General features: G+C 42.1%; 28 protein-coding genes and 1 pseudogene. 4 read left to right on the top strand and 25 right to left on the bottom strand.

The window, feature by feature from the left end:
* Positions 1-11: 11 nt before the first annotated feature.
* From secY to C1A47_RS11850, 23 genes and pseudogenes are all read right to left on the bottom strand, one after another.
* Positions 12-1,325: a preprotein translocase subunit SecY gene (secY, locus tag C1A47_RS11960; protein ID WP_171294383.1), complete on the bottom strand. Its 1,314-nt coding sequence runs from the start codon at positions 1,323-1,325 to the stop codon at positions 12-14.
* 45 nt (positions 1,326-1,370) lie between these two features.
* Complete coding sequence (gene rplO, locus C1A47_RS11955) at positions 1,371-1,811, bottom strand: 50S ribosomal protein L15 (protein WP_004899362.1); 441 nt, start codon at positions 1,809-1,811, stop codon at positions 1,371-1,373.
* 3 nt (positions 1,812-1,814) lie between these two features.
* On the bottom strand, positions 1,815-1,991 hold the full coding sequence (rpmD, locus tag C1A47_RS11950; protein ID WP_004985357.1) for a 50S ribosomal protein L30: 177 nt from the start codon (positions 1,989-1,991) through the stop codon (positions 1,815-1,817).
* Positions 1,992-1,997: 6 nt separating this feature from the next.
* Positions 1,998-2,495, bottom strand: a complete 498-nt coding sequence (gene rpsE / locus C1A47_RS11945; RefSeq protein WP_001141025.1) for a 30S ribosomal protein S5 — start codon at positions 2,493-2,495, stop codon at positions 1,998-2,000.
* A gap of 2 nt (positions 2,496-2,497) precedes the next feature.
* Positions 2,498-2,848, bottom strand: coding sequence for a 50S ribosomal protein L18 (gene rplR / locus C1A47_RS11940; protein ID WP_111895263.1), 351 nt, complete (start codon positions 2,846-2,848; stop codon positions 2,498-2,500).
* Positions 2,849-2,862: 14 nt separating this feature from the next.
* Positions 2,863-3,396 carry a 50S ribosomal protein L6 gene (gene rplF / locus C1A47_RS11935; RefSeq protein ID WP_111895262.1) on the bottom strand — a complete coding sequence of 178 codons (534 nt, stop codon included), beginning with the start codon at positions 3,394-3,396 and terminating at the stop codon, positions 2,863-2,865.
* 13 nt (positions 3,397-3,409) lie between these two features.
* The gene (gene rpsH, locus C1A47_RS11930) at positions 3,410-3,805 is read right to left on the bottom strand and encodes a 30S ribosomal protein S8 (RefSeq protein WP_111895261.1); all 396 of its coding nucleotides are present in this window, start codon (positions 3,803-3,805) and stop codon (positions 3,410-3,412) included.
* Between the two features lie 11 nt (positions 3,806-3,816).
* Positions 3,817-4,122 (bottom strand): 30S ribosomal protein S14, encoded by a 306-nt coding sequence (gene rpsN / locus C1A47_RS11925; RefSeq protein WP_004754234.1) that lies wholly within the window; start codon positions 4,120-4,122, stop codon positions 3,817-3,819.
* Between the two features lie 9 nt (positions 4,123-4,131).
* Entirely contained in the window at positions 4,132-4,668 is a 537-nt protein-coding gene (gene rplE / locus C1A47_RS11920) for a 50S ribosomal protein L5 (protein ID WP_111895260.1), read from the bottom strand.
* Positions 4,669-4,683: 15 nt separating this feature from the next.
* Positions 4,684-5,001, bottom strand: coding sequence for a 50S ribosomal protein L24 (gene rplX, locus C1A47_RS11915; RefSeq protein ID WP_111895259.1), 318 nt, complete (start codon positions 4,999-5,001; stop codon positions 4,684-4,686).
* Between the two features lie 9 nt (positions 5,002-5,010).
* The gene (rplN, locus tag C1A47_RS11910) at positions 5,011-5,379 is read right to left on the bottom strand and encodes a 50S ribosomal protein L14 (RefSeq protein WP_004725701.1); all 369 of its coding nucleotides are present in this window, start codon (positions 5,377-5,379) and stop codon (positions 5,011-5,013) included.
* A 92-nt stretch (positions 5,380-5,471) separates the two neighbouring features.
* A complete protein-coding gene (gene rpsQ / locus C1A47_RS11905) occupies positions 5,472-5,729 on the bottom strand; it encodes a 30S ribosomal protein S17 (protein ID WP_111895258.1) in 258 nt (85 codons plus the stop codon).
* The gene (gene rpmC / locus C1A47_RS11900) at positions 5,726-5,923 is read right to left on the bottom strand and encodes a 50S ribosomal protein L29 (protein WP_004934539.1); all 198 of its coding nucleotides are present in this window, start codon (positions 5,921-5,923) and stop codon (positions 5,726-5,728) included. The genes rpsQ and rpmC overlap by 4 nt, the downstream gene beginning before the upstream one ends.
* Positions 5,923-6,336, bottom strand: coding sequence for a 50S ribosomal protein L16 (gene rplP / locus C1A47_RS11895; protein ID WP_111895257.1), 414 nt, complete (start codon positions 6,334-6,336; stop codon positions 5,923-5,925). The genes rpmC and rplP overlap by 1 nt, the downstream gene beginning before the upstream one ends.
* Positions 6,276-7,092 (bottom strand): annotated as a pseudogene (gene rpsC / locus C1A47_RS11890) (30S ribosomal protein S3). Before rpsC ends, rplP begins: the two are co-directional and overlap by 61 nt.
* Before the next feature lies 1 nt (position 7,093).
* Positions 7,094-7,423 carry a 50S ribosomal protein L22 gene (gene rplV / locus C1A47_RS11885; protein WP_004754247.1) on the bottom strand — a complete coding sequence of 110 codons (330 nt, stop codon included), beginning with the start codon at positions 7,421-7,423 and terminating at the stop codon, positions 7,094-7,096.
* A gap of 11 nt (positions 7,424-7,434) precedes the next feature.
* Positions 7,435-7,710, bottom strand: a complete 276-nt coding sequence (gene rpsS, locus C1A47_RS11880) for a 30S ribosomal protein S19 (protein WP_004641066.1) — start codon at positions 7,708-7,710, stop codon at positions 7,435-7,437.
* A gap of 13 nt (positions 7,711-7,723) precedes the next feature.
* Complete coding sequence (gene rplB, locus C1A47_RS11875) at positions 7,724-8,548, bottom strand: 50S ribosomal protein L2 (protein ID WP_111895255.1); 825 nt, start codon at positions 8,546-8,548, stop codon at positions 7,724-7,726.
* 11 nt (positions 8,549-8,559) lie between these two features.
* Positions 8,560-8,880: a 50S ribosomal protein L23 gene (rplW, locus tag C1A47_RS11870; protein WP_111895254.1), complete on the bottom strand. Its 321-nt coding sequence runs from the start codon at positions 8,878-8,880 to the stop codon at positions 8,560-8,562.
* A complete protein-coding gene (rplD, locus tag C1A47_RS11865; protein ID WP_111895253.1) occupies positions 8,877-9,479 on the bottom strand; it encodes a 50S ribosomal protein L4 in 603 nt (200 codons plus the stop codon). Before rplD ends, rplW begins: the two co-directional genes overlap by 4 nt.
* Positions 9,480-9,490: 11 nt before the next feature.
* Entirely contained in the window at positions 9,491-10,129 is a 639-nt protein-coding gene (gene rplC, locus C1A47_RS11860) for a 50S ribosomal protein L3 (RefSeq protein WP_100241842.1), read from the bottom strand.
* A 60-nt stretch (positions 10,130-10,189) separates the two neighbouring features.
* Entirely contained in the window at positions 10,190-10,501 is a 312-nt protein-coding gene (gene rpsJ / locus C1A47_RS11855; protein WP_000070912.1) for a 30S ribosomal protein S10, read from the bottom strand.
* A 375-nt stretch (positions 10,502-10,876) separates the two neighbouring features.
* On the bottom strand, positions 10,877-11,608 hold the full coding sequence (locus C1A47_RS11850; RefSeq protein WP_111895252.1) for a type 1 glutamine amidotransferase: 732 nt from the start codon (positions 11,606-11,608) through the stop codon (positions 10,877-10,879).
* 158 nt (positions 11,609-11,766) lie between these two features.
* Between C1A47_RS11850 and C1A47_RS11845 the strand changes: the two genes are divergently transcribed.
* The 4 genes from C1A47_RS11845 to yihA all read left to right on the top strand — a co-directional run bounded on the left by C1A47_RS11845 (position 11,767) and on the right by yihA (position 15,359).
* The gene (locus C1A47_RS11845) at positions 11,767-12,951 is read left to right on the top strand and encodes a PLP-dependent transferase (protein ID WP_111895251.1); all 1,185 of its coding nucleotides are present in this window, start codon (positions 11,767-11,769) and stop codon (positions 12,949-12,951) included.
* A gap of 208 nt (positions 12,952-13,159) precedes the next feature.
* A complete protein-coding gene (locus tag C1A47_RS11840; protein WP_111895250.1) occupies positions 13,160-13,924 on the top strand; it encodes a globin domain-containing protein in 765 nt (254 codons plus the stop codon).
* 93 nt (positions 13,925-14,017) lie between these two features.
* Positions 14,018-14,461, top strand: a complete 444-nt coding sequence (locus C1A47_RS11835) for an RrF2 family transcriptional regulator (RefSeq protein ID WP_111895249.1) — start codon at positions 14,018-14,020, stop codon at positions 14,459-14,461.
* Between the two features lie 76 nt (positions 14,462-14,537).
* Positions 14,538-15,359, top strand: coding sequence for a ribosome biogenesis GTP-binding protein YihA/YsxC (gene yihA, locus C1A47_RS11830; protein ID WP_111895248.1), 822 nt, complete (start codon positions 14,538-14,540; stop codon positions 15,357-15,359).
* A gap of 46 nt (positions 15,360-15,405) precedes the next feature.
* Here the strand turns inward: yihA and purU are convergent, their stop codons facing one another.
* Entirely contained in the window at positions 15,406-16,272 is an 867-nt protein-coding gene (gene purU / locus C1A47_RS11825) for a formyltetrahydrofolate deformylase (RefSeq protein ID WP_111895247.1), read from the bottom strand.
* Between the two features lie 81 nt (positions 16,273-16,353).
* A complete protein-coding gene (locus C1A47_RS11820; RefSeq protein WP_111895246.1) occupies positions 16,354-17,043 on the bottom strand; it encodes a TetR/AcrR family transcriptional regulator in 690 nt (229 codons plus the stop codon).
* Between the last annotated feature and the right edge of the window lie 40 nt (positions 17,044-17,083).

Here is a 17,083-nt window from a genome sequence, read left to right as displayed (position 1 = left end):
TCTAAGTGCGCTTATCCCTTCGGATGAGCAGTCGTTTTTCTCATGAGCGTCTGATTATCATATTGGTGTGAAGTTAAATGGGCCTGCAATTGAGCCATAAAGTCCATCACAACAACAACTACAATCAGTAAAGATGTTCCACCAATATTCACAGGCATGCTAAAAGCACTTTGTAAAATCATTGGCATCAGACAAATCACTGTAATGTAAATTGCCCCAATAAAAGTCAAACGATTGAGAATATGATCTAAATAACGAGCAGTTTGCTCACCTGGGCGTATACCAGGCACATAAGCTCCGCTGCGTTTTAAGTTTTCTGCTACTTCTTTTGGACTAAATACTAAAGCCGTATAAAAATAACAGAAAAAGATAATTAACGCACCAAAGAGCACCAAATACAAAGTATGTCCAGGCGACAAAACAAGTGCCAAATCTTGCAGTGTACGCTTCACTACACCAGCATTCGGATCAGAACTTCCTACCCATTGCCCCAAACTTGCTGGGAATAATAACAATGAGCTTGCAAAAATTGCAGGAATCACCCCTGCCATATTAATTTTTAATGGCAAATGGGTTTGCTGAGCCGTAAAAATACGACGGCCTTGCTGTTTTTGCGCATAATTCACTGAAATACGTCGCTGCGCTTTTTCAATAAACACGATTGCAGCCAATACAGCAAGCGCAATCAAAGCAAAAACAACCACACCAATTAAGCTTGTTTGACTATCGGCTGAGAAAAATTGCATCACCATATTGGGCAAATTTGCAACAATCCCTGCAAAGATAATCATTGAGATCCCATTACCAATACCACGTTCGGTAATTTGCTCTCCAAGCCACATCAAGAACATTGTTCCAGCAACCAAAGAAGAGACTGCCGGTACATAAAATGCTAAGCCATTCGTCAAAGTGATACCTTGACTAATTAAACCTGCACACATCCCCGTTGCTTGAACAACTGCGAGCAACAATGTGCCTTGACGCGTATACTGGTTAATTTTGCGCTTACCTTGCTCACCTTCTTTTTTCAAAGCTTCGAGCGAAGGAATTACCGTAGACATTAACTGCACAATAATAGAGGCAGAAATATACGGCATAATCCCCAAGGCAAGAATAGACATTCGTTGTAATGCGCCACCTGAAAACATGTTAAACAAACCAAGGATAGTCCCTTGGTTTGCATTAAAAAGTCGTTCAAGCGCAGCATTATTAATGCCTGGTACTGGAATATGCGATCCTAGTCGAAAGACCAACAAAGCACAGATAAGAAAAACCATCCGGCGAATAATTTCACGATATTTCACGTAAAATGGTTGACCTTTCATCATGTTAACATGACCTGATGAACTAGGAGACATAGACACTAGTGATTACTCCTCGACTTTACCGCCGGCAGCTTCAATTGCAGCTTGAGCGCCTTTAGTCAAAGCAACACCTTTAACAGTGAATGCACGAGTTACTTCACCAGAAAGTACAACACGCGCGCGAATTTGATCGCGACGTACTACGTTTGCAGCTTTTAAAGTTTCAAGGCTAACGATATCGCCTTCTACTTTAGCAAGTTCAGATAAACGTACTTCAGCAGTTTTTAGAGCGATTTGGCTAGTGAAACCAAATTTAGGTAAACGACGATAAATCGCTGTTTGACCGCCTTCAAAGCCTGGACGTACGCCACCGCTTTTACGCGATTTTTGGCCTTTAACACCACGACCACCTGTTTTACCAACACCTGAACCGATACCACGGCCAAGACGACGGTGTTCGCGCTTAGCACCTTCTGCAGGTGCAAGTTCATTTAAACGCAGAGTCATGGCTTATTCCTCTACACTAACCATATAGTAGACTTTATTGATCATACCACGGTTAGAAGGAGTGTCTTGCACTTCTACAGTATGACCGATACGACGCAGACCTAAACCTTGTAGGCAAAGCTTGTGATTTTTCAAGCGATGCGAAGCAGATTTAGTCTGGGTAACTTTAATCGTTTTCATGATCGATTACCCTTGAATTTCTTCTACTGATTTACCACGTTTCGCAGCGACTTTCTCAGGAGAAGTCATATCACGCAAACCTTTAAAAGTTGCGTTTACTACGTTAGCAGCATTTGTAGAACCATAACATTTAGCAAGTACGTTATGTACACCTGCAGCTTCAAGAACGGCACGCATAGCACCACCAGCAATTACGCCAGTACCTTCTGAAGCAGGTTGCATGTATACACGGCTTGCGCCATGACGAGCATTCACAGGATGTTGTAAAGTAGTACCAGCAAGGTCTACAGTAATCATGTTACGACGAGCAGCTTCAAGTGCTTTAGAAATAGCAGCTGGAACTTCACGTGCTTTACCACGACCGAAACCTACGCGACCATTACCATCACCAACCACAGTCAATGCTGTGAAAGAGAAGATACGACCACCTTTAACAACCTTGGCTACGCGATCAACGGCAACCAGCTTCTCAACGAGACCTTCGTTTTGTTCAACTTTCGCCATGATTAGAACTCCAAGCCGCCTTCACGAGCAGCATCAGCCAAGGCTTTAATACGACCATGATATTTAAAACCAGAACGGTCAAATGCAACCTTAGTTACACCAGCTGCTTTCGCACGTTCTGCGATTAATGCACCAACTTTAGTCGCTGCTTCAATGTTACCAGTTGTACCAGCACGTAAAGATGCATCCAAAGTAGAAGCTTGCGCTAAAACTTTGCCACCATCTGCTGAGATAACTTGAGCATAGATGTGACGCGGAGTGCGGTTTACACACAAACGAGTCGCACCCAATGCACGGATGTGCAAGCGTGTGCTTTTCGCACGACGCAAACGGGTTTGTTTCTTTTCGTTCATAAGAACCTCGCGCCTTATTTCTTCTTAGCTTCTTTACGAAGAACAACTTCATCCGAGTAACGAACACCTTTACCTTTATATGGCTCTGGTGAACGGTAAGAACGGATATTCGCAGCCACTTGACCCAACAATTGCTTGTTAGCTGATTTCAATACGATTTCAGTTGCAGTTGGAGTTTCTGCTGTTACACCTTCAGGCAATGTGTAATCGATTGGATGCGAGAAACCGAGGTTTAAATTAACCACGTTTCCTTTGATCGCAGCTTTATAACCGACACCGATAAGTTGTAACTTACGTTCAAAACCTTCGTTAACACCCTTAACAAGGTTGTTCAATACAGCGCGAGCAGTACCAGCTTGCATCCAAGCGTCTTTTGACTCTTTAACTGGAGCAATTTGAAGTTTACCTTCTTCCTGTTTTAGCTCGACCAGCGCATGCAGGTTGAAAGACAAAGTACCTTTACTGCCTTTCACTTCGACCTGCCGGCCGTTCTGAGTAACTGTTACACCATTAGGTACAGTTACTGGGGCTTTAGCCACACGAGACATGAGGAATCACCTATTAAGAAACAAAAGCAATAACTTCACCACCAACGCCCGCAGCACGTGCAGCGCGATCAGTCATGATGCCTTTGCTTGTAGAAACAATTGCAATACCCAAACCTTGCTTAACGCTAGGAAGTTTATCTTTACCGCGATATTGGCGAAGACCTGGACGGCTTACGCGTTTCACAGTTTCGATAACTGGCTTGCCTTCAAAATATTTCAAAGTAATAGTCAAAGTAGCTTTGCCTTCATTGTCAGCAACTTCTACATTTGAAATATAACCTTCTTGCTCTAATACGTTTGCAATAGCAACTTTTAGTTTAGAGCTTGGCATAGAAACAGTTGATTTCTTAGCCATTTGTGCGTTACGAACACGTGTTAGCATGTCGGCAACGGTATCTTGCATACTCATTTAGTCGCTCCTTACCAGCTTGCCTTAACAACGCCTGGTACATCACCTTGCATCACAGTGTCACGTAATTTGTTACGGCTTAGACCGAACTTACGGAAATAACCATGAGGACGACCAGTTAAACCACAACGGTTGCGAAGACGTACAGGAGATGCATTACGTGGCAATGCTTGTAACTTCATCATCGCTTCAAAACGCTCTTCGTCGCTTGCATTTACATTTGCAATCGTTGCTTTTAATTCAGCACGTTTTGCAGCAAATTTAGCAACAGTTTTTTCGCGTTTTAATTCGCGATTAATCATACCTTTCTTAGCCATATCGACCTCTTATTTGAACGGGAAGCCGAATGCACGCATAAGCGCACGGCCTTCGTCATCGGTGCGAGCAGTAGTAGTGATAGTAATATCCATACCACGAATACGATCAATCTTGTCGAAATCGATTTCAGGGAAAACGATTTGCTCTTTCAAGCCCATAGAGTAGTTACCACGACCGTCGAAAGATTTCGCTGAGAAACCACGGAAGTCACGGATACGAGGGATTGCAATTGCGATCAAACGATCCAAGAATTCGTACATGCGTTCGCCACGTAAAGTAACTTTACAACCGATTGGCCAACCATCACGGATTTTAAAACCAGCGATAGATTTACGTGCAAGAGTAAGCACTGGTTTTTGACCAGCAATAGCTTGCATGTCAGAAAGCGCGCCATCTAATAATTTCTTATCAGCTGATGCAGCACCTACACCCATGTTAAGAGTGATTTTAGTAATGCGAGGAATTTCCATCACATTCTTAATGCCAAGCTCTTCTTTCAACTTAGCTTTAAGTTCTTCATTGTAACGTGTTTTAAGTCTGGCCATTGCCGTTTCAACCTATTACTTCGCTACCGCCACTGGTTCACCATTTGATTTGTAAACGCGAGTTTTCACGCCTTCAATCACTTGGTAACCAACACGGTCAGCCTTTTGGGTTGTAGCATTTAAAATTGCCACATTAGAGATGTGAAGCGAAGCTTCCTGAGTAACAATACCGCCTTCAGCGCCAGTTACACGGTTCGGCTTTTGATGCTTCTTCACTAAGTTAAGGCCTTCAACCTTAACGCGGTCTTCAGAAATAGACAGAACAGTACCCTGTTTGCCTTTTTCTTTACCTGCGATCACAATTACTTGATCGCCTTTTTTAATCTTAGCCATGATCGCCTCTTATAGAACTTCAGGAGCCAATGAAATGATTTTCATGAACTGTTCAGTACGAAGTTCACGAGTCACTGGTCCGAAGATACGAGTTGCAATCGGAGCTTTGTTGTTGTTCAAAATAACAGCTGCGTTATCGTCAAAACGAATCACTGAACCATCTGGACGACGGATGCCGAATTTTGTACGTACAACTACCGCATTCATCACGTCACCTTTTTTAACACGGCCACGTGGAATTGCTTCTTTTACAGTAACTTTAATAATGTCGCCAACAGAAGCATAACGACGATGTGAACCACCAAGTACTTTAATACATTGTACGCGGCGAGCACCACTGTTGTCTGCTACGTCGAGCATACTTTCGGTTTGAATCATTGCCCTACTCCAAAACCGAGCATCACCGGTCGCAATTTCGAAAGACGCATAGGGTACTCGAAATTGACCGATGATGCAACAAGAACGTCTAATTACTCAGCAGCTGCTTCAACTACTTCCACTAAAGTCCAAGCTTTAGTTTTAGAAATTGGGCGGCTTTCTTTGATGGTCACGATATCGCCAGTTTTAGCAGTATTGTTCTCATCATGAGCGTGTAATTTTGTTGAACGGCGGATTGATTTGCCATACAACGGGTGTTGAACGCGGCGTTCAATAAGAACAACAATAGACTTGTCCATTTTGTCGCTTACGACTTTGCCGGTTAACGTGCGGACTGTTTTTTCACTCATTGTCCGTTCCCCTGTTTTTCGGTAAGGAGTGTCTTAATACGAGCAACTGTTTTACGAGCAACTTGCACTTCATGAGATTTACCCAATTGACCAGTTGCCTTTGCCATACGAAGACGGAATTGGTTAAGCTGTTGCTCATCAAGCAAAGCTTTCAACTCTTCTACCGATTTTTCACGTAGATCTTTAGTTTTCATTACATTACCGTCCGAGTCACGATAGTGGTTTTAAACGGAAGTTTAGCAGCAGCTAAAGCAAATGCTTCACGCGCTAGATCTTCGTTCACACCTTCAATTTCGTACAGGATCTTACCTGGTTTGATCTCGCAAACCCAGTATTCCACGTTACCTTTACCGTTACCCATACGTACTTCTAATGGTTTTTCGGTAATTGGTTTGTCAGGGAATACGCGGATGAAGATTTTACCACCACGTTTGATACGACGGCTAATAGTACGACGCGCAGCTTCGATCTGACGAGCAGTCATACGACCACGTTCAGTAGCTTTAATCGCAATCGAACCAAATGATACTGTACTACCACGATGTGCTAGACCAGTGTTACGGCCTTTTTGCACTTTACGGAATTTGGTACGTTTTGGTTGCAACATGGATTATTCTCCCTTGTCTGCAGCACGGTCTGAACGACGACCACGACGCTCTTGACCTTCACCACGACCACGACCACGTTTAGCTGGACGCTCTTCAGCTGGAGCTGGGTTCATGACTTGTTTCATGCCGCCCAAGATCTCACCACGGAAGATCCAAACTTTAACACCAATCGTACCGTAAGTAGTTTCAGCACGCATAGTTGCATAGTCGATGTCCGCACGAAGTGTATGCAAAGGAACACGGCCTTCACGATACCATTCTGTACGAGCAATCTCTGCACCACCTAAACGGCCAGAAACTTCAACTTTGATACCTTTAGCACCAGCACGCATCGTGTTTTGTACCGCACGCTTCATAGCACGACGGAACATTACACGTTTTTCTAATTGAGAAGCGATAGCTTCAGCAACTAAACGAGCGTCTAAGTCTGGGCGATCGATTTCGTTGATGCTTACTTGCGCTGGAACACCCATAATGCTGGTAAGTTCACGCTGTAATTTTTCAATGTCTTCGCCTTTTTTACCGATAACGATACCAGGACGGGCAGTGCTAATAGTTACTTTAGCAGCGCCTGTTGGACGTTCGATAAGAATATTGCTTACCATTGCGTTCTTAAGTTTTTTAGTCAAAAACTCACGAACTTGTAAATCTTTAAGCAAGTATTCAGCGTATTGTTTCGGATTCGCATACCAGTTAGCGTTATGACGTTTCACAACACCTAGGCGGATACCGATTGGATGAACCTTCTGACCCATATCAAACCCCTACCTTAACGGTGATGTGACAAGTACGCTTAGTAATACGATCTGCACGGCCTTTAGCACGTGGCATAATACGTTTAAGGCTAATGCCTTCATCAACGTAAATCGTAGAAACTTTAAGGTCGTCTACATCTAAACTGTTATTGTGTTCAGCATTCGCAATTGCAGATTCCAATGCTTTTTTAACTAAAACTGCAGCTTTTTTGTTGCTGAAGTTTAAGATGTTAAGCGCGTGAGCAACTGATTTGCCACGGATAAGATCTGCAACCAAACGAGCTTTCTGTGCCGAGATAGCGGCACCGCGTAATTTAGCAGTTACTTCCATCATAGCACCTATTAACGTTTAGACTTCTTGTCAACACCGTGACCACGATAGGTACGAGTTGGCGCGAATTCACCTAGTTTGTGACCAACCATGTGTTCAGTAACGATTACTGGAACGTGGTTACGGCCATTGTGTACAGAGATTGTTAAACCAACAAAATCCGGGAGGATCATCGAACGACGTGACCAAGTCTTGATCGGCTTACGGTTGTTAGCAGCAATAGCAGCTTCAACTTTAGCAAACAAGTGCGCATCGACGAATGGACCTTTTTTCAATGAACGAGGCATTAATCAGATTCCTTTACTTGACGCGACGATCGCGAATAATCATCTTAGTCGTACGCTTGTTGGTACGTGTCTTGTACCCTTTAGCTTTTTGACCCCATGGGCTCACAGGTTGAATACCTTTGTTACGCCCTTCACCACCACCATGTGGGTGATCAACTGGGTTCATTGCCATACCACGTACGGTAGGACGAACACCACGCCAGCGCGCAGCACCAGCTTTACCCAATGAGCGAAGGTTGTTTTCTTGGTTAGAAACTTCACCAATTACAGCGCGACATTCAACATGAATTTTACGCATTTCGCCTGAACGTAGACGAACGATTGCGTAAGAACCATCACGACCTAACAACTGAACAGAAGTACCAGCAGAACGTGCTAATTGAGCACCTTTACCGATTTTAAGTTCAACATTGTGTAGTGTAGAACCGATTGGCATGTTACGAAGTGGCAAGCAGTTACCTGGACGAATTGGAGCATCGTTACCAGATTGTACTTTATCGCCAGCACGTAAGCCTTTAGGCGCAATGATGTAACGACGTTCACCATCAGCATACAAAACTAATGCAATGTGTGCAGTACGGTTAGGATCGTATTCAATACGTTCTACAGTAGCAGGAATGCCATCTTTATTACGTTTGAAGTCAACAAGACGGTAGTGCTGTTTATGACCACCACCTACGTGACGAGTTGTAATGTGACCGTTATTATTACGACCACCAGTACGTTTTTTTGCTTCAACCAACGGAGCATGAGGCGCGCCTTTGTGAAGATGGCTATGAACCACTTTCTCTACAAAGCGACGTCCTGGAGACGTTGGCTTACATTTTTGAATCGGCATAATTTTCGTCCTTATTCCGCTGCGCTTTCAGCGGTATCGCCCAAGTCAGCCATTTCGACATCTTGGCCAGCTTTCAGGGTGACGTATGCTTTTTTAACATCAGAACGACGTCCTAATGTTTTACCAAAGCGCTTAGTCTTACCTTTAGTGATTGTTGTGTTTACTTTCACAACTTCAACACCAAATAGTTGCTCAACTGCTTTTTTGATTTCAAGTTTGTTTGCATCAAGTGCAACTTTAAATACTTGAACACCAGCAGTTTCACCTAAAACTTGAGCTTTTTCTGAGAATACTGGTCCTTGAAGGACTTGATAGATACGTTCGTTGTTCATCCGAGTTCTACCTCAATTTTCTTAGCAGCAGCCACAGACATAACAACTTTATCGAACGCGATCAAGCTAACAGGATCGATTGCAGCAGCATCAACCACATCAACGTGTGGAAGGTTACGCGCTGCAAGATATAAATTCTCTTCTACAGCTTCTGTAACGATCAATGCGCGAGGTGCATTCAAGTCGTTAAGTTTTGCAAGCAATTCTTTAGTTTTTGGAGCTGCAACAGCAATCTCTTCAACCAATACAAGACGATCTTGGCGAACAAGTTCAGCTAAGATACATTGCATTGCACCGCGGTACATTTTACGGTTAACTTTTTGAGACCAGTCTTGTGGACGAGCAGCAAATGTTTTACCACCGCCAACCCAGATTGGGCTACGAATAGAACCAGCACGTGCACGGCCAGTACCTTTTTGACGGAATGGTTTTTTACCACCACCAGATACGTCAGCACGTGATTTCTGAGCTTTCGAACCTTGACGACCACCAGCTAAGTAAGCTGTAACAACTTGGTGTACAAGAGCTTCGTTAAAGTCACGACCGAAAGCAACTTCAGACAATTCAACAGCAGAGCCGGAAACAGTTTTTAAATTCACGTTATTTCCCCTCAGGCCTTAATCGTAGGACGAACGGTAACGTCACCACCAGTAGCACCAGGAACCGCACCTTTAACAACTAGAACTGAACGTTCAGCGTCAATAGCAACGATCTCAAGACCCTGAGTAGTTACGCGTTCAGCACCTAAATGGCCAGCCATTTTTTTGCCCTTGAATACGCGACCAGGAGTCTGGTTTTGACCAGTAGAACCTAAAACACGGTGAGAAACCGAGTTACCATGTGTAGCATCTTGAGTACGGAAGTTCCAACGCTTAACACCACCTTGGAAACCTTTACCTTTAGACGTACCAGTAACGTCAACGATTTGACCAACTGTGAACATATCAACAGTTAGAACACCACCAACTTCACGACCTTCAAGATCAGCTTCTGTAGCGCGGAATTCTTGAACTAGACGACCAGCAGCAACACCAGCTTTCGCAAAGTGACCTTTCTGAGCGTTAGTTACGCGAGATTCGCGACGTTCACCAGTAGTGATTTGAATCGCTTGATAACCATCAGTTTCAAGCGTTTTGATTTGAGTGATACGGTTAGGATCAACCTCAATCACTGTTACAGGTACAGAAACACCAGCATCTGTAAAGATACGGGTCATACCGCACTTGCGACCGACTAAACCAATAGCCATGTGCATAACCTCTAAAAAAGCGGCCTAATTAACTTTTAAAACGTTAATCAACCGAAAGTCTTAACCCAAAGCGATCTGAACATCAACACCAGCAGCAAGATCCAACTTCATCAATGCATCAACAGTTTTATCTGTAGGTTGAACGATGTCGATCAAACGTTTGTAAGTACGGATCTCGTATTGGTCACGAGCATCTTTGTTTACGTGTGGTGATGTCAAAACGTTAAAACGTTCGATGCGAGTTGGCATCGGGATTGGGCCACACACTTGTGCGCCAGTACGTTTTGCAGTTTCTACGATTTCTTGAGCTGATTGATCAATTAAACGGTGATCAAAAGACTTAAGACGGATACGAATTCTCTGGTTAGACATACCAGTTAACTCCAAGCCAAATATATAAAGAATCACCCATGACGCACCTCACCTATTAAAAGCAAGTGTCAAGGGCAGTGAAAATCACTAAGGTCATGATCGATGCCACGACTGTTACGATTGGGTTATATTTTTCAATAACCACGCTCTCTTTGAGAGGTCGCCTATTATAACCACTGTTCAATGATTACGCAAATATCTTTTGCATATATTTTGAAAGGTAGAATTGTTTCCTATTTTTCAGAGCATTACCGATTTTATAAATTGAGTAGTACGACACCTTTTTCTATTGCCTATTTCGCATAGGAATATCTTCTTATTTACACAGAAAACTTATTATTTTGACACTGACAATTTAAAGTATAACTAAAATGATTAAGCGCTTTTTAATACAAATTCAATCGCACGATTCAACAAGTCATTCCCCTGCAAAAAATATTGCAACGGTGATTTTCTTAAACGATCAACACTCTGTATTTGCTCACCATCAAAAACTGCCAGTTTGTCATCATCATCTAGAAATTTCTGCAAAACTTCAGGGGTAATTTCAGGATGAAACTGAAAACCCAGAACATTACTACCAATCTGGTACATTTGATTGCGGCAAACTGGATTTTCAGCGAGATGTATTGCGCCTTTAGGAATATCAAAAGACTCACTATGCCATTGCAATACATTGAATTCTTTAGGCAATTCAAAACAATGTTTAGGTACATTATCAATTCGATAGACGGTCGTCCAACCCAATTCTTTTTGTGTATGACGACTCACAGAAGCCCCCAAAGCATTTGCGATCAGTTGACCACCCAAGCATAATCCGATCGCAGGCTTACCCGTAGCCAGATAACGACGAAGCCAGCGTTTTTCTATTTTTAACCACGGATAGTTGGCTTCATCATTTACACTCATCGGCCCTCCCATAATAATCAGGAGATCCACATCTTCGATTTGAGGTAGCGCTTCGATTTCCAACCCAGTATCACTCGGTAAAGCAAAAAATTCAGTTGCAGTGATTTTAGCCTGATGAGATTTTAAAAATTCATAGCAGCTACCAAATCCTTCGCCTGCAATATGTTGAAAGTAATGAACTTTAAAATGCGTTCTCATGCATCATTGTCCTATAATTGCGATGATTAAGTTTTTATTAGCAAAAATAACGCCAACTTTTAGAAAGAAATGCTCTTTCTTAATTTTTTTATTTTTGTCACTTTTATGCGCAAATCACTTAAATTAGTCACAATCTTTTAATTTATAGGGTATGAGCTTTGAAAAATTCATCTCAAACCAAGCGAATTCACGCACCAAGATTAGCTCCACAATATATAGAAACGATTCAACCTCCCCTTTATCGCGCATCAACCATTATTTTTGAAAACACCCAGAAGGTATTTGACCGTCACTGGACTGATCGTTATGACTATAGTTATGGAACCCATGGTACGCCGACCACATATACATTGGCCGATAAAATTGCCCAATTGGAAAATGGCAATTACTGCCTACTTGCACCTAGTGGGCTTTCTGCAATTAATCTAGTGAATTCTGCATTTTTACAGTCAGGTGATGAAGTTTGGGTTCCAGATAATATTTATGGGCCTGGGATGGCTCACTTAAATTATCTAAAGCAGAGCTTTGGGGTGATTGTTCGAGTCTATGATCCTCTTAATCATCACAGTTTCCAACCTACTGCACAGACCAAATTATTATGGTTGGAAGCTGCTGGATCGGTCACTTTAGAATTCCCAGATTTAGTCAATCTGGTTAAAAAAGCTAAACAGCATCAGATTACCACTGTTCTCGATAATACTTGGGGTGCAGGTTTAGCCTTTAATGCTTTCGATTTTTCAGATGAGCATTTATCTGTTGATATTAGTGTGCATGCTCTTACCAAATACCCAAGTGGTGGTGGTGACATTTTAATGGGCAGTGTCGTGACGCAAGAACATAAACTACACCTCAAACTACTACACATGCATGCCACTCAAGGCATTTCAGTTTCTGGTGACGACTGTGCACAAATCCAGCGTAGCCTTGCACATATCGAACTTCGCTACCAGCAACAGTCTCGAAGTACACAAGATCTTTTGCATTGGTTAAAACAGCAGTCTGAGTTTCAACAAGTATTACACCCGAGCAACCCGCTTTCAGCTGGACATGAATTCTGGCTTGAAGTTTGCCAAGATCAACAAAGTGCAGGTTTAGTCAGTGTCATTTTCCAAGAAAAATATACGCTTGAAGATATACGCCGCTTTTGCGATGCCTTGCAACTTTTCAAGCTTGGCTTTAGCTGGGGTGGCCCTGTGAGCCTTGTTATGTTGTATGATCTAAAAGGAATGCGCAGTCTAGAACATCCGCATCTTGCGAACGGCTTCCTAGTTCGCTTTTGTATTGGCCTAGAATCCAGCCAAGATTTAATTACCGATATTCAAAATGCTTTGCAAACTTTATAACCTTCTTCTGCTTAGTTCCATCTTTTAGGAACTAAGCACCTTTCCTCAAATTTAGCGCATAAAAATATTTTTACTTATATATAAGTCGCTTAAAAAATTTCCATAAAAAAATTATGTATTTTTAATTTGACGCTCTTGTTTTCTTAATTATAAAGATATATTTTAAATACATCTTAAATAGTCACAGCCATTATAAGAAGGTTCAGCAATGACTCCAGAACATATCGAACTTGTAAAATCAACTGTACCTGTCCTTCGTGAAAATGGAGTTGCGTTGACTTCATATTTCTATAAGCGCATGCTCGGCAATCACCCTGAACTCAAAAATGTATTCAACCTTGATCATCAAAGCACAGGTCGTCAACCACGCGCTTTGGCTGCTGCGGTTTTGGCTTATGCTGAACATATTGAAAACCCAACTGTTTTAGCCAAAGCTGTAGATCATATTACCAATAAGCATGTCAGTCTCGACATTCAAGCAGATCAATATTCAATTGTCGGAGAAAACTTACTTCACTCAATTAGTGAAGTGCTTAATGTACCTTTTGAATCAGAATTGATCGAAGCATGGAAACAGGCCTATCTACAATTGGCAGATATTTTAATTAATGTTGAAAAGCAAAAATATGAACAGCTTTCTGCACAAAATGGCGGCTGGGCTGGCTGGCGTGGTTTTGAAATTACAGCCATTGATGCACTAGAATCTGGTAAACGTTTTACACTTAAGCCGACTGATGGTCATGCGATTAGCGAAGGGCAAATCGGTGCTTATATTTCTGTAAAAATCAAAGTACCAAATCACGAGATTGAGCAACCCCAACAATTTAAATTCTCAGCACAGCAAGACAATACTGAATATCACATTGAAGTTCACCCAGAAGAAAATCATAGTGAATATGATGTTGCCAATATCTTGCTTGCAAACTACAACGTTGGCGATCAGGTTCAAGTTTCAGCCCCACTTGCCGACTAATCAAATGCTATTCATGTACAGATATTGACAAAAGTTTCATTTTTACTGGCTTTAGTATTAATATCTGTACATAAATATGATTATGTCTTACTTATGCAGCTTAATAAGTTTACCGATTATGCATTACGCATCTTAATTACAGTCGCCCAAACTCGCCAAGCGCCTTATACCATTGCCGAGCTTGCAGAGAGCTTACAAGTGCCTGCCAACCATTTAGTTAAAATTGTTCACTTCATGGCTAAACAGCAGTGGATTATTACTACCCGCGGCAAAGGTGGCGGGATTCGTTTAAATCCAGAAGCATTAAGTGCTCGACTCGGAGATTTAGTCAAAATTCTCCAAGGCGAAGTCAATATTGTGGAATGTAATAATCCTCCTTGTATATTACGTCCGCAATGTGGTCTAAAAGGTATTCTCGATCATGCTGTTGATCAATTCTATGCCAGTTTAAATATTTATACGCTCGGTCAAGTCCTCGACACATCAACACCCAATGCAGTTGCCGAACACTCACCAATTGCACTACTCAATTTGTAAAAACTGAAAATTCGCACCTCGCTGCGGCTTGCTTTATACTATGCGAGACATTTTTTATCTCGCGTGAAATCTATCTATGCATCGTTATGCAAAATCTAAAGACACCAAAGCGAGACTTGCACCCAAGCACAAGATCAGCTATGAAAAACAGTCTGACCCAGCAATTACGGGTTATGCGGTGCAGTCCCTGAACTGGTTACGCCAAGCCGAATTCTTGATGAGCGCTCCTAAACTTGCGCTTTGTGTAGAAGATACAGGTTATGAAATTGCATTTGCAGGTCGGTCTAACGCTGGGAAATCCAGTGCAATTAATGCCCTTACCAATCAAAAGCAATTGGCACGCGCCTCAAAAAAACCAGGCCGTACCCAAATGATTAACTTTTTCAGTTTAGGCAATCCGAATCAACGTTTGGTTGACTTACCAGGCTATGGTTATGCTGCTGTACCTGAAGAAATGAAGCGCGTTTGGCAAAAAGAGCTGGAAAATTATCTGATTCACCGTGAAAGCCTGCAAGGCTTGGTGCTTTTAATGGATATTCGCCATCCACTACAACACTTTGACTTGATGATGCTGGAATGGGCACATTCGCGTAAATTGTTTGTTCACATTCTTTTGACGAAAGCTGACAAACTGAATCGCGGCCCTGCCAACAAAGCCTTACTTGAAGTAAAACAAGCCTTGAAGAAAATGAAAATGCAGTTCTCAATTCAACTGTTTTCTTCGCTGAATAAACAAGGTTTGGAAGAATTGGCTGCTGTCATGGCTGGCCGTCTGCACTATATCTTAGATGACAACCAACAAGTCATCGACATCAATATGATTCCTGAGGCTTCTGATGACGATGCCGAAGATGATCATGATGACAGTGAAGATGAAATCGAAACTGAAACCCCATAAATAAAAAAAGGCATGTTCAACATGCCTTTTTTTATTGCCATCGTGCTTACTGGAACACGACCGTTTTTGTACCATGCACAATCACACGGTCTTCTAAATGCCATTTCACCGCACGTGCAAGCACATTACGTTCAACGTCTTCACCCAGTTCACGTAACTGTTCAACGCTGTATTGGTGGCTGACACGCTCAACATCCTGCTCGATAATTGGACCTTGATCCAGTTCCGCAGTCACATAATGCGCTGTGGCACCAATCAATTTCACCCCTTTTTCATAGGCTTGCTTGTACGGATTTGCACCAACAAAGGCTGGCAGGAATGAGTGGTGAATATTGATAATTTTCATCGGCCACTTGGTGACAAAATCTTCATTCAAGATTTGCATATAACGTGCAAGCACCAGCAAATCATTACCTTGCATCAATTCATCAATTTGTGCATAAGCTTCGGCTTTATTGTCTTTGGTGATTTTAACGACAGTAAATGGAATGCCAAAGTTTTCAACTGCTTCACGAAGATCTTCATGGTTTGAAATGACTTGAGTGATTTCACACGGTAACGAGCCACGTGAATGACGCCACAACAACTCAAGTAAAGCGTGATCAACTTTAGACACCAGAATACCGACTTTTTTCACATCACCAACAAAGGCCAAACGCCATTGCATTTCATAACGCTCTGCAACATTGGTATCGAAGGTTTGTAATAAAGTATCTTTACGACTCTGTAAATGATCGAGTTCAAACTCAACACGCATGAAGTAACGCCCGCCCTGAGCTTCCGTAGCATACTGGTCGAGTGCAGTAATGTTCGCACCTTGATGATACAAAAAACTCGATACAGCTTGCACGATGCCTGGCTTATCTTCACAGGTAATCAGCAAGCGTGCGGTATTGGCAGTAGTCATATTCATGTTGCTCTATATCAATAATTCATTAAAAAAAGATAGCCGAGTATTCTACTCTTTTTTTAGATATACACCTATAGCTTTTTATTATTGCGGCTCCAAAACCAAAGGATTAAACCAGTCAAACTGACCAATACTGGTCAATAGACTTTCATAAGCCGCACGACTTTCCCCTAGCAAATAAGGCCCTTCAAGAAATAGCATTTGTCTTAATGCTTGCCAAATCCATTTATCTTCAAGCTGATTTTGATCATCCAGATGACCTGTCATGAACAGAAAATTCGTCCAGTTGGTAAGTACAATCCAAATATTCACAATCAATGCTTCAATTTCCACAGGCGTCATTTTCATGAGACCTGCATCGACAAATGCCTGATAAATTCGCTGCCCCTGACGCATGACTTGCCGAGCAAACTGTGCATATTGCTGTTTAAAATCAGGATCATTTTCTGCCAGATGATAAACATCCCGATGCAAAAAACGATAACGCCAAAGCTGATCACTCAAAACCTGAAAATATTTAATTTTGTCATTTGCATCAACCTGACGGTTTTTTGGCAAAGCTAGCATATCCAAAGTTTCTTGTTGATACTGATCCGTCAGTGCTTTAATAATTTCCTGCTTATTACGAAAATGGTAATACAAATTGCCAGGACTCATCTCGAGCGCAGATGCAATATGATTGGTCGTTACCGCCCGCTCACCACGTTCATTAAACATTTGCAGACTTAAATTCAAGATCCGCTGCTTGGTCTTCACTGTTTTTGTTTGTGACATTCACTACAACCGAATTTCGCCAGAAAACTGTAACAGCCTA

Origin of the sequence: Acinetobacter sp. MB5, from assembly GCF_003261585.1 — a bacterium.
GTDB lineage: Bacteria > Pseudomonadota > Gammaproteobacteria > Pseudomonadales > Moraxellaceae > Acinetobacter.
Note: the sequence above shows the minus strand (reverse complement) of the source record. Positions and strands in the feature narration are given on the sequence as shown.

Coding starts and splice junctions, on each gene's coding strand:
- secY (WP_171294383.1), bottom strand. CDS start 1,325: ATGAAAGGTCAACCATTTTACGTGAAATATCGTGAAATTATTCGCCGG.
- rplO (WP_004899362.1), bottom strand. CDS start 1,811: ATGACTCTGCGTTTAAATGAACTTGCACCTGCAGAAGGTGCTAAGCGC.
- rpmD (WP_004985357.1), bottom strand. CDS start 1,991: ATGAAAACGATTAAAGTTACCCAGACTAAATCTGCTTCGCATCGCTTG.
- rpsE (WP_001141025.1), bottom strand. CDS start 2,495: ATGGCGAAAGTTGAACAAAACGAAGGTCTCGTTGAGAAGCTGGTTGCC.
- rplR (WP_111895263.1), bottom strand. CDS start 2,848: ATGAACGAAAAGAAACAAACCCGTTTGCGTCGTGCGAAAAGCACACGC.
- rplF (WP_111895262.1), bottom strand. CDS start 3,396: ATGTCTCGTGTGGCTAAAGCCCCAGTAACTGTACCTAATGGTGTAACA.
- rpsH (WP_111895261.1), bottom strand. CDS start 3,805: ATGAGTATGCAAGATACCGTTGCCGACATGCTAACACGTGTTCGTAAC.
- rpsN (WP_004754234.1), bottom strand. CDS start 4,122: ATGGCTAAGAAAGGTATGATTAATCGCGAATTAAAACGCGAAAAAACT.
- rplE (WP_111895260.1), bottom strand. CDS start 4,668: ATGGCCAGACTTAAAACACGTTACAATGAAGAACTTAAAGCTAAGTTG.
- rplX (WP_111895259.1), bottom strand. CDS start 5,001: ATGGCTAAGATTAAAAAAGGCGATCAAGTAATTGTGATCGCAGGTAAA.
- rplN (WP_004725701.1), bottom strand. CDS start 5,379: ATGATTCAAACCGAAAGTATGCTCGACGTAGCAGACAACAGTGGTGCT.
- rpsQ (WP_111895258.1), bottom strand. CDS start 5,729: ATGAGTGAAAAAACAGTCCGCACGTTAACCGGCAAAGTCGTAAGCGAC.
- rpmC (WP_004934539.1), bottom strand. CDS start 5,923: ATGAAAACTAAAGATCTACGTGAAAAATCGGTAGAAGAGTTGAAAGCT.
- rplP (WP_111895257.1), bottom strand. CDS start 6,336: ATGTTGCAACCAAAACGTACCAAATTCCGTAAAGTGCAAAAAGGCCGT.
- rplV (WP_004754247.1), bottom strand. CDS start 7,423: ATGGAAGTAACTGCTAAATTACGCGGTGCCGCTATCTCGGCACAGAAA.
- rpsS (WP_004641066.1), bottom strand. CDS start 7,710: ATGCCTCGTTCATTGAAAAAAGGTCCATTCGTCGATGCGCACTTGTTT.
- rplB (WP_111895255.1), bottom strand. CDS start 8,548: ATGCCGATTCAAAAATGTAAGCCAACGTCTCCAGGACGTCGCTTTGTA.
- rplW (WP_111895254.1), bottom strand. CDS start 8,880: ATGAACAACGAACGTATCTATCAAGTCCTTCAAGGACCAGTATTCTCA.
- rplC (WP_100241842.1), bottom strand. CDS start 10,129: ATGGCTATTGGTTTAGTCGGTCGCAAGTGCGGTATGACCCGTATCTTT.
- rpsJ (WP_000070912.1), bottom strand. CDS start 10,501: ATGTCTAACCAGAGAATTCGTATCCGTCTTAAGTCTTTTGATCACCGT.
- C1A47_RS11850 (WP_111895252.1), bottom strand. CDS start 11,608: ATGAGAACGCATTTTAAAGTTCATTACTTTCAACATATTGCAGGCGAA.
- C1A47_RS11840 (WP_111895250.1), top strand. CDS start 13,160: ATGACTCCAGAACATATCGAACTTGTAAAATCAACTGTACCTGTCCTT.
- C1A47_RS11835 (WP_111895249.1), top strand. CDS start 14,018: ATGCAGCTTAATAAGTTTACCGATTATGCATTACGCATCTTAATTACA.
- yihA (WP_111895248.1), top strand. CDS start 14,538: ATGCATCGTTATGCAAAATCTAAAGACACCAAAGCGAGACTTGCACCC.
- purU (WP_111895247.1), bottom strand. CDS start 16,272: ATGAATATGACTACTGCCAATACCGCACGCTTGCTGATTACCTGTGAA.
- C1A47_RS11820 (WP_111895246.1), bottom strand. CDS start 17,043: ATGTCACAAACAAAAACAGTGAAGACCAAGCAGCGGATCTTGAATTTA.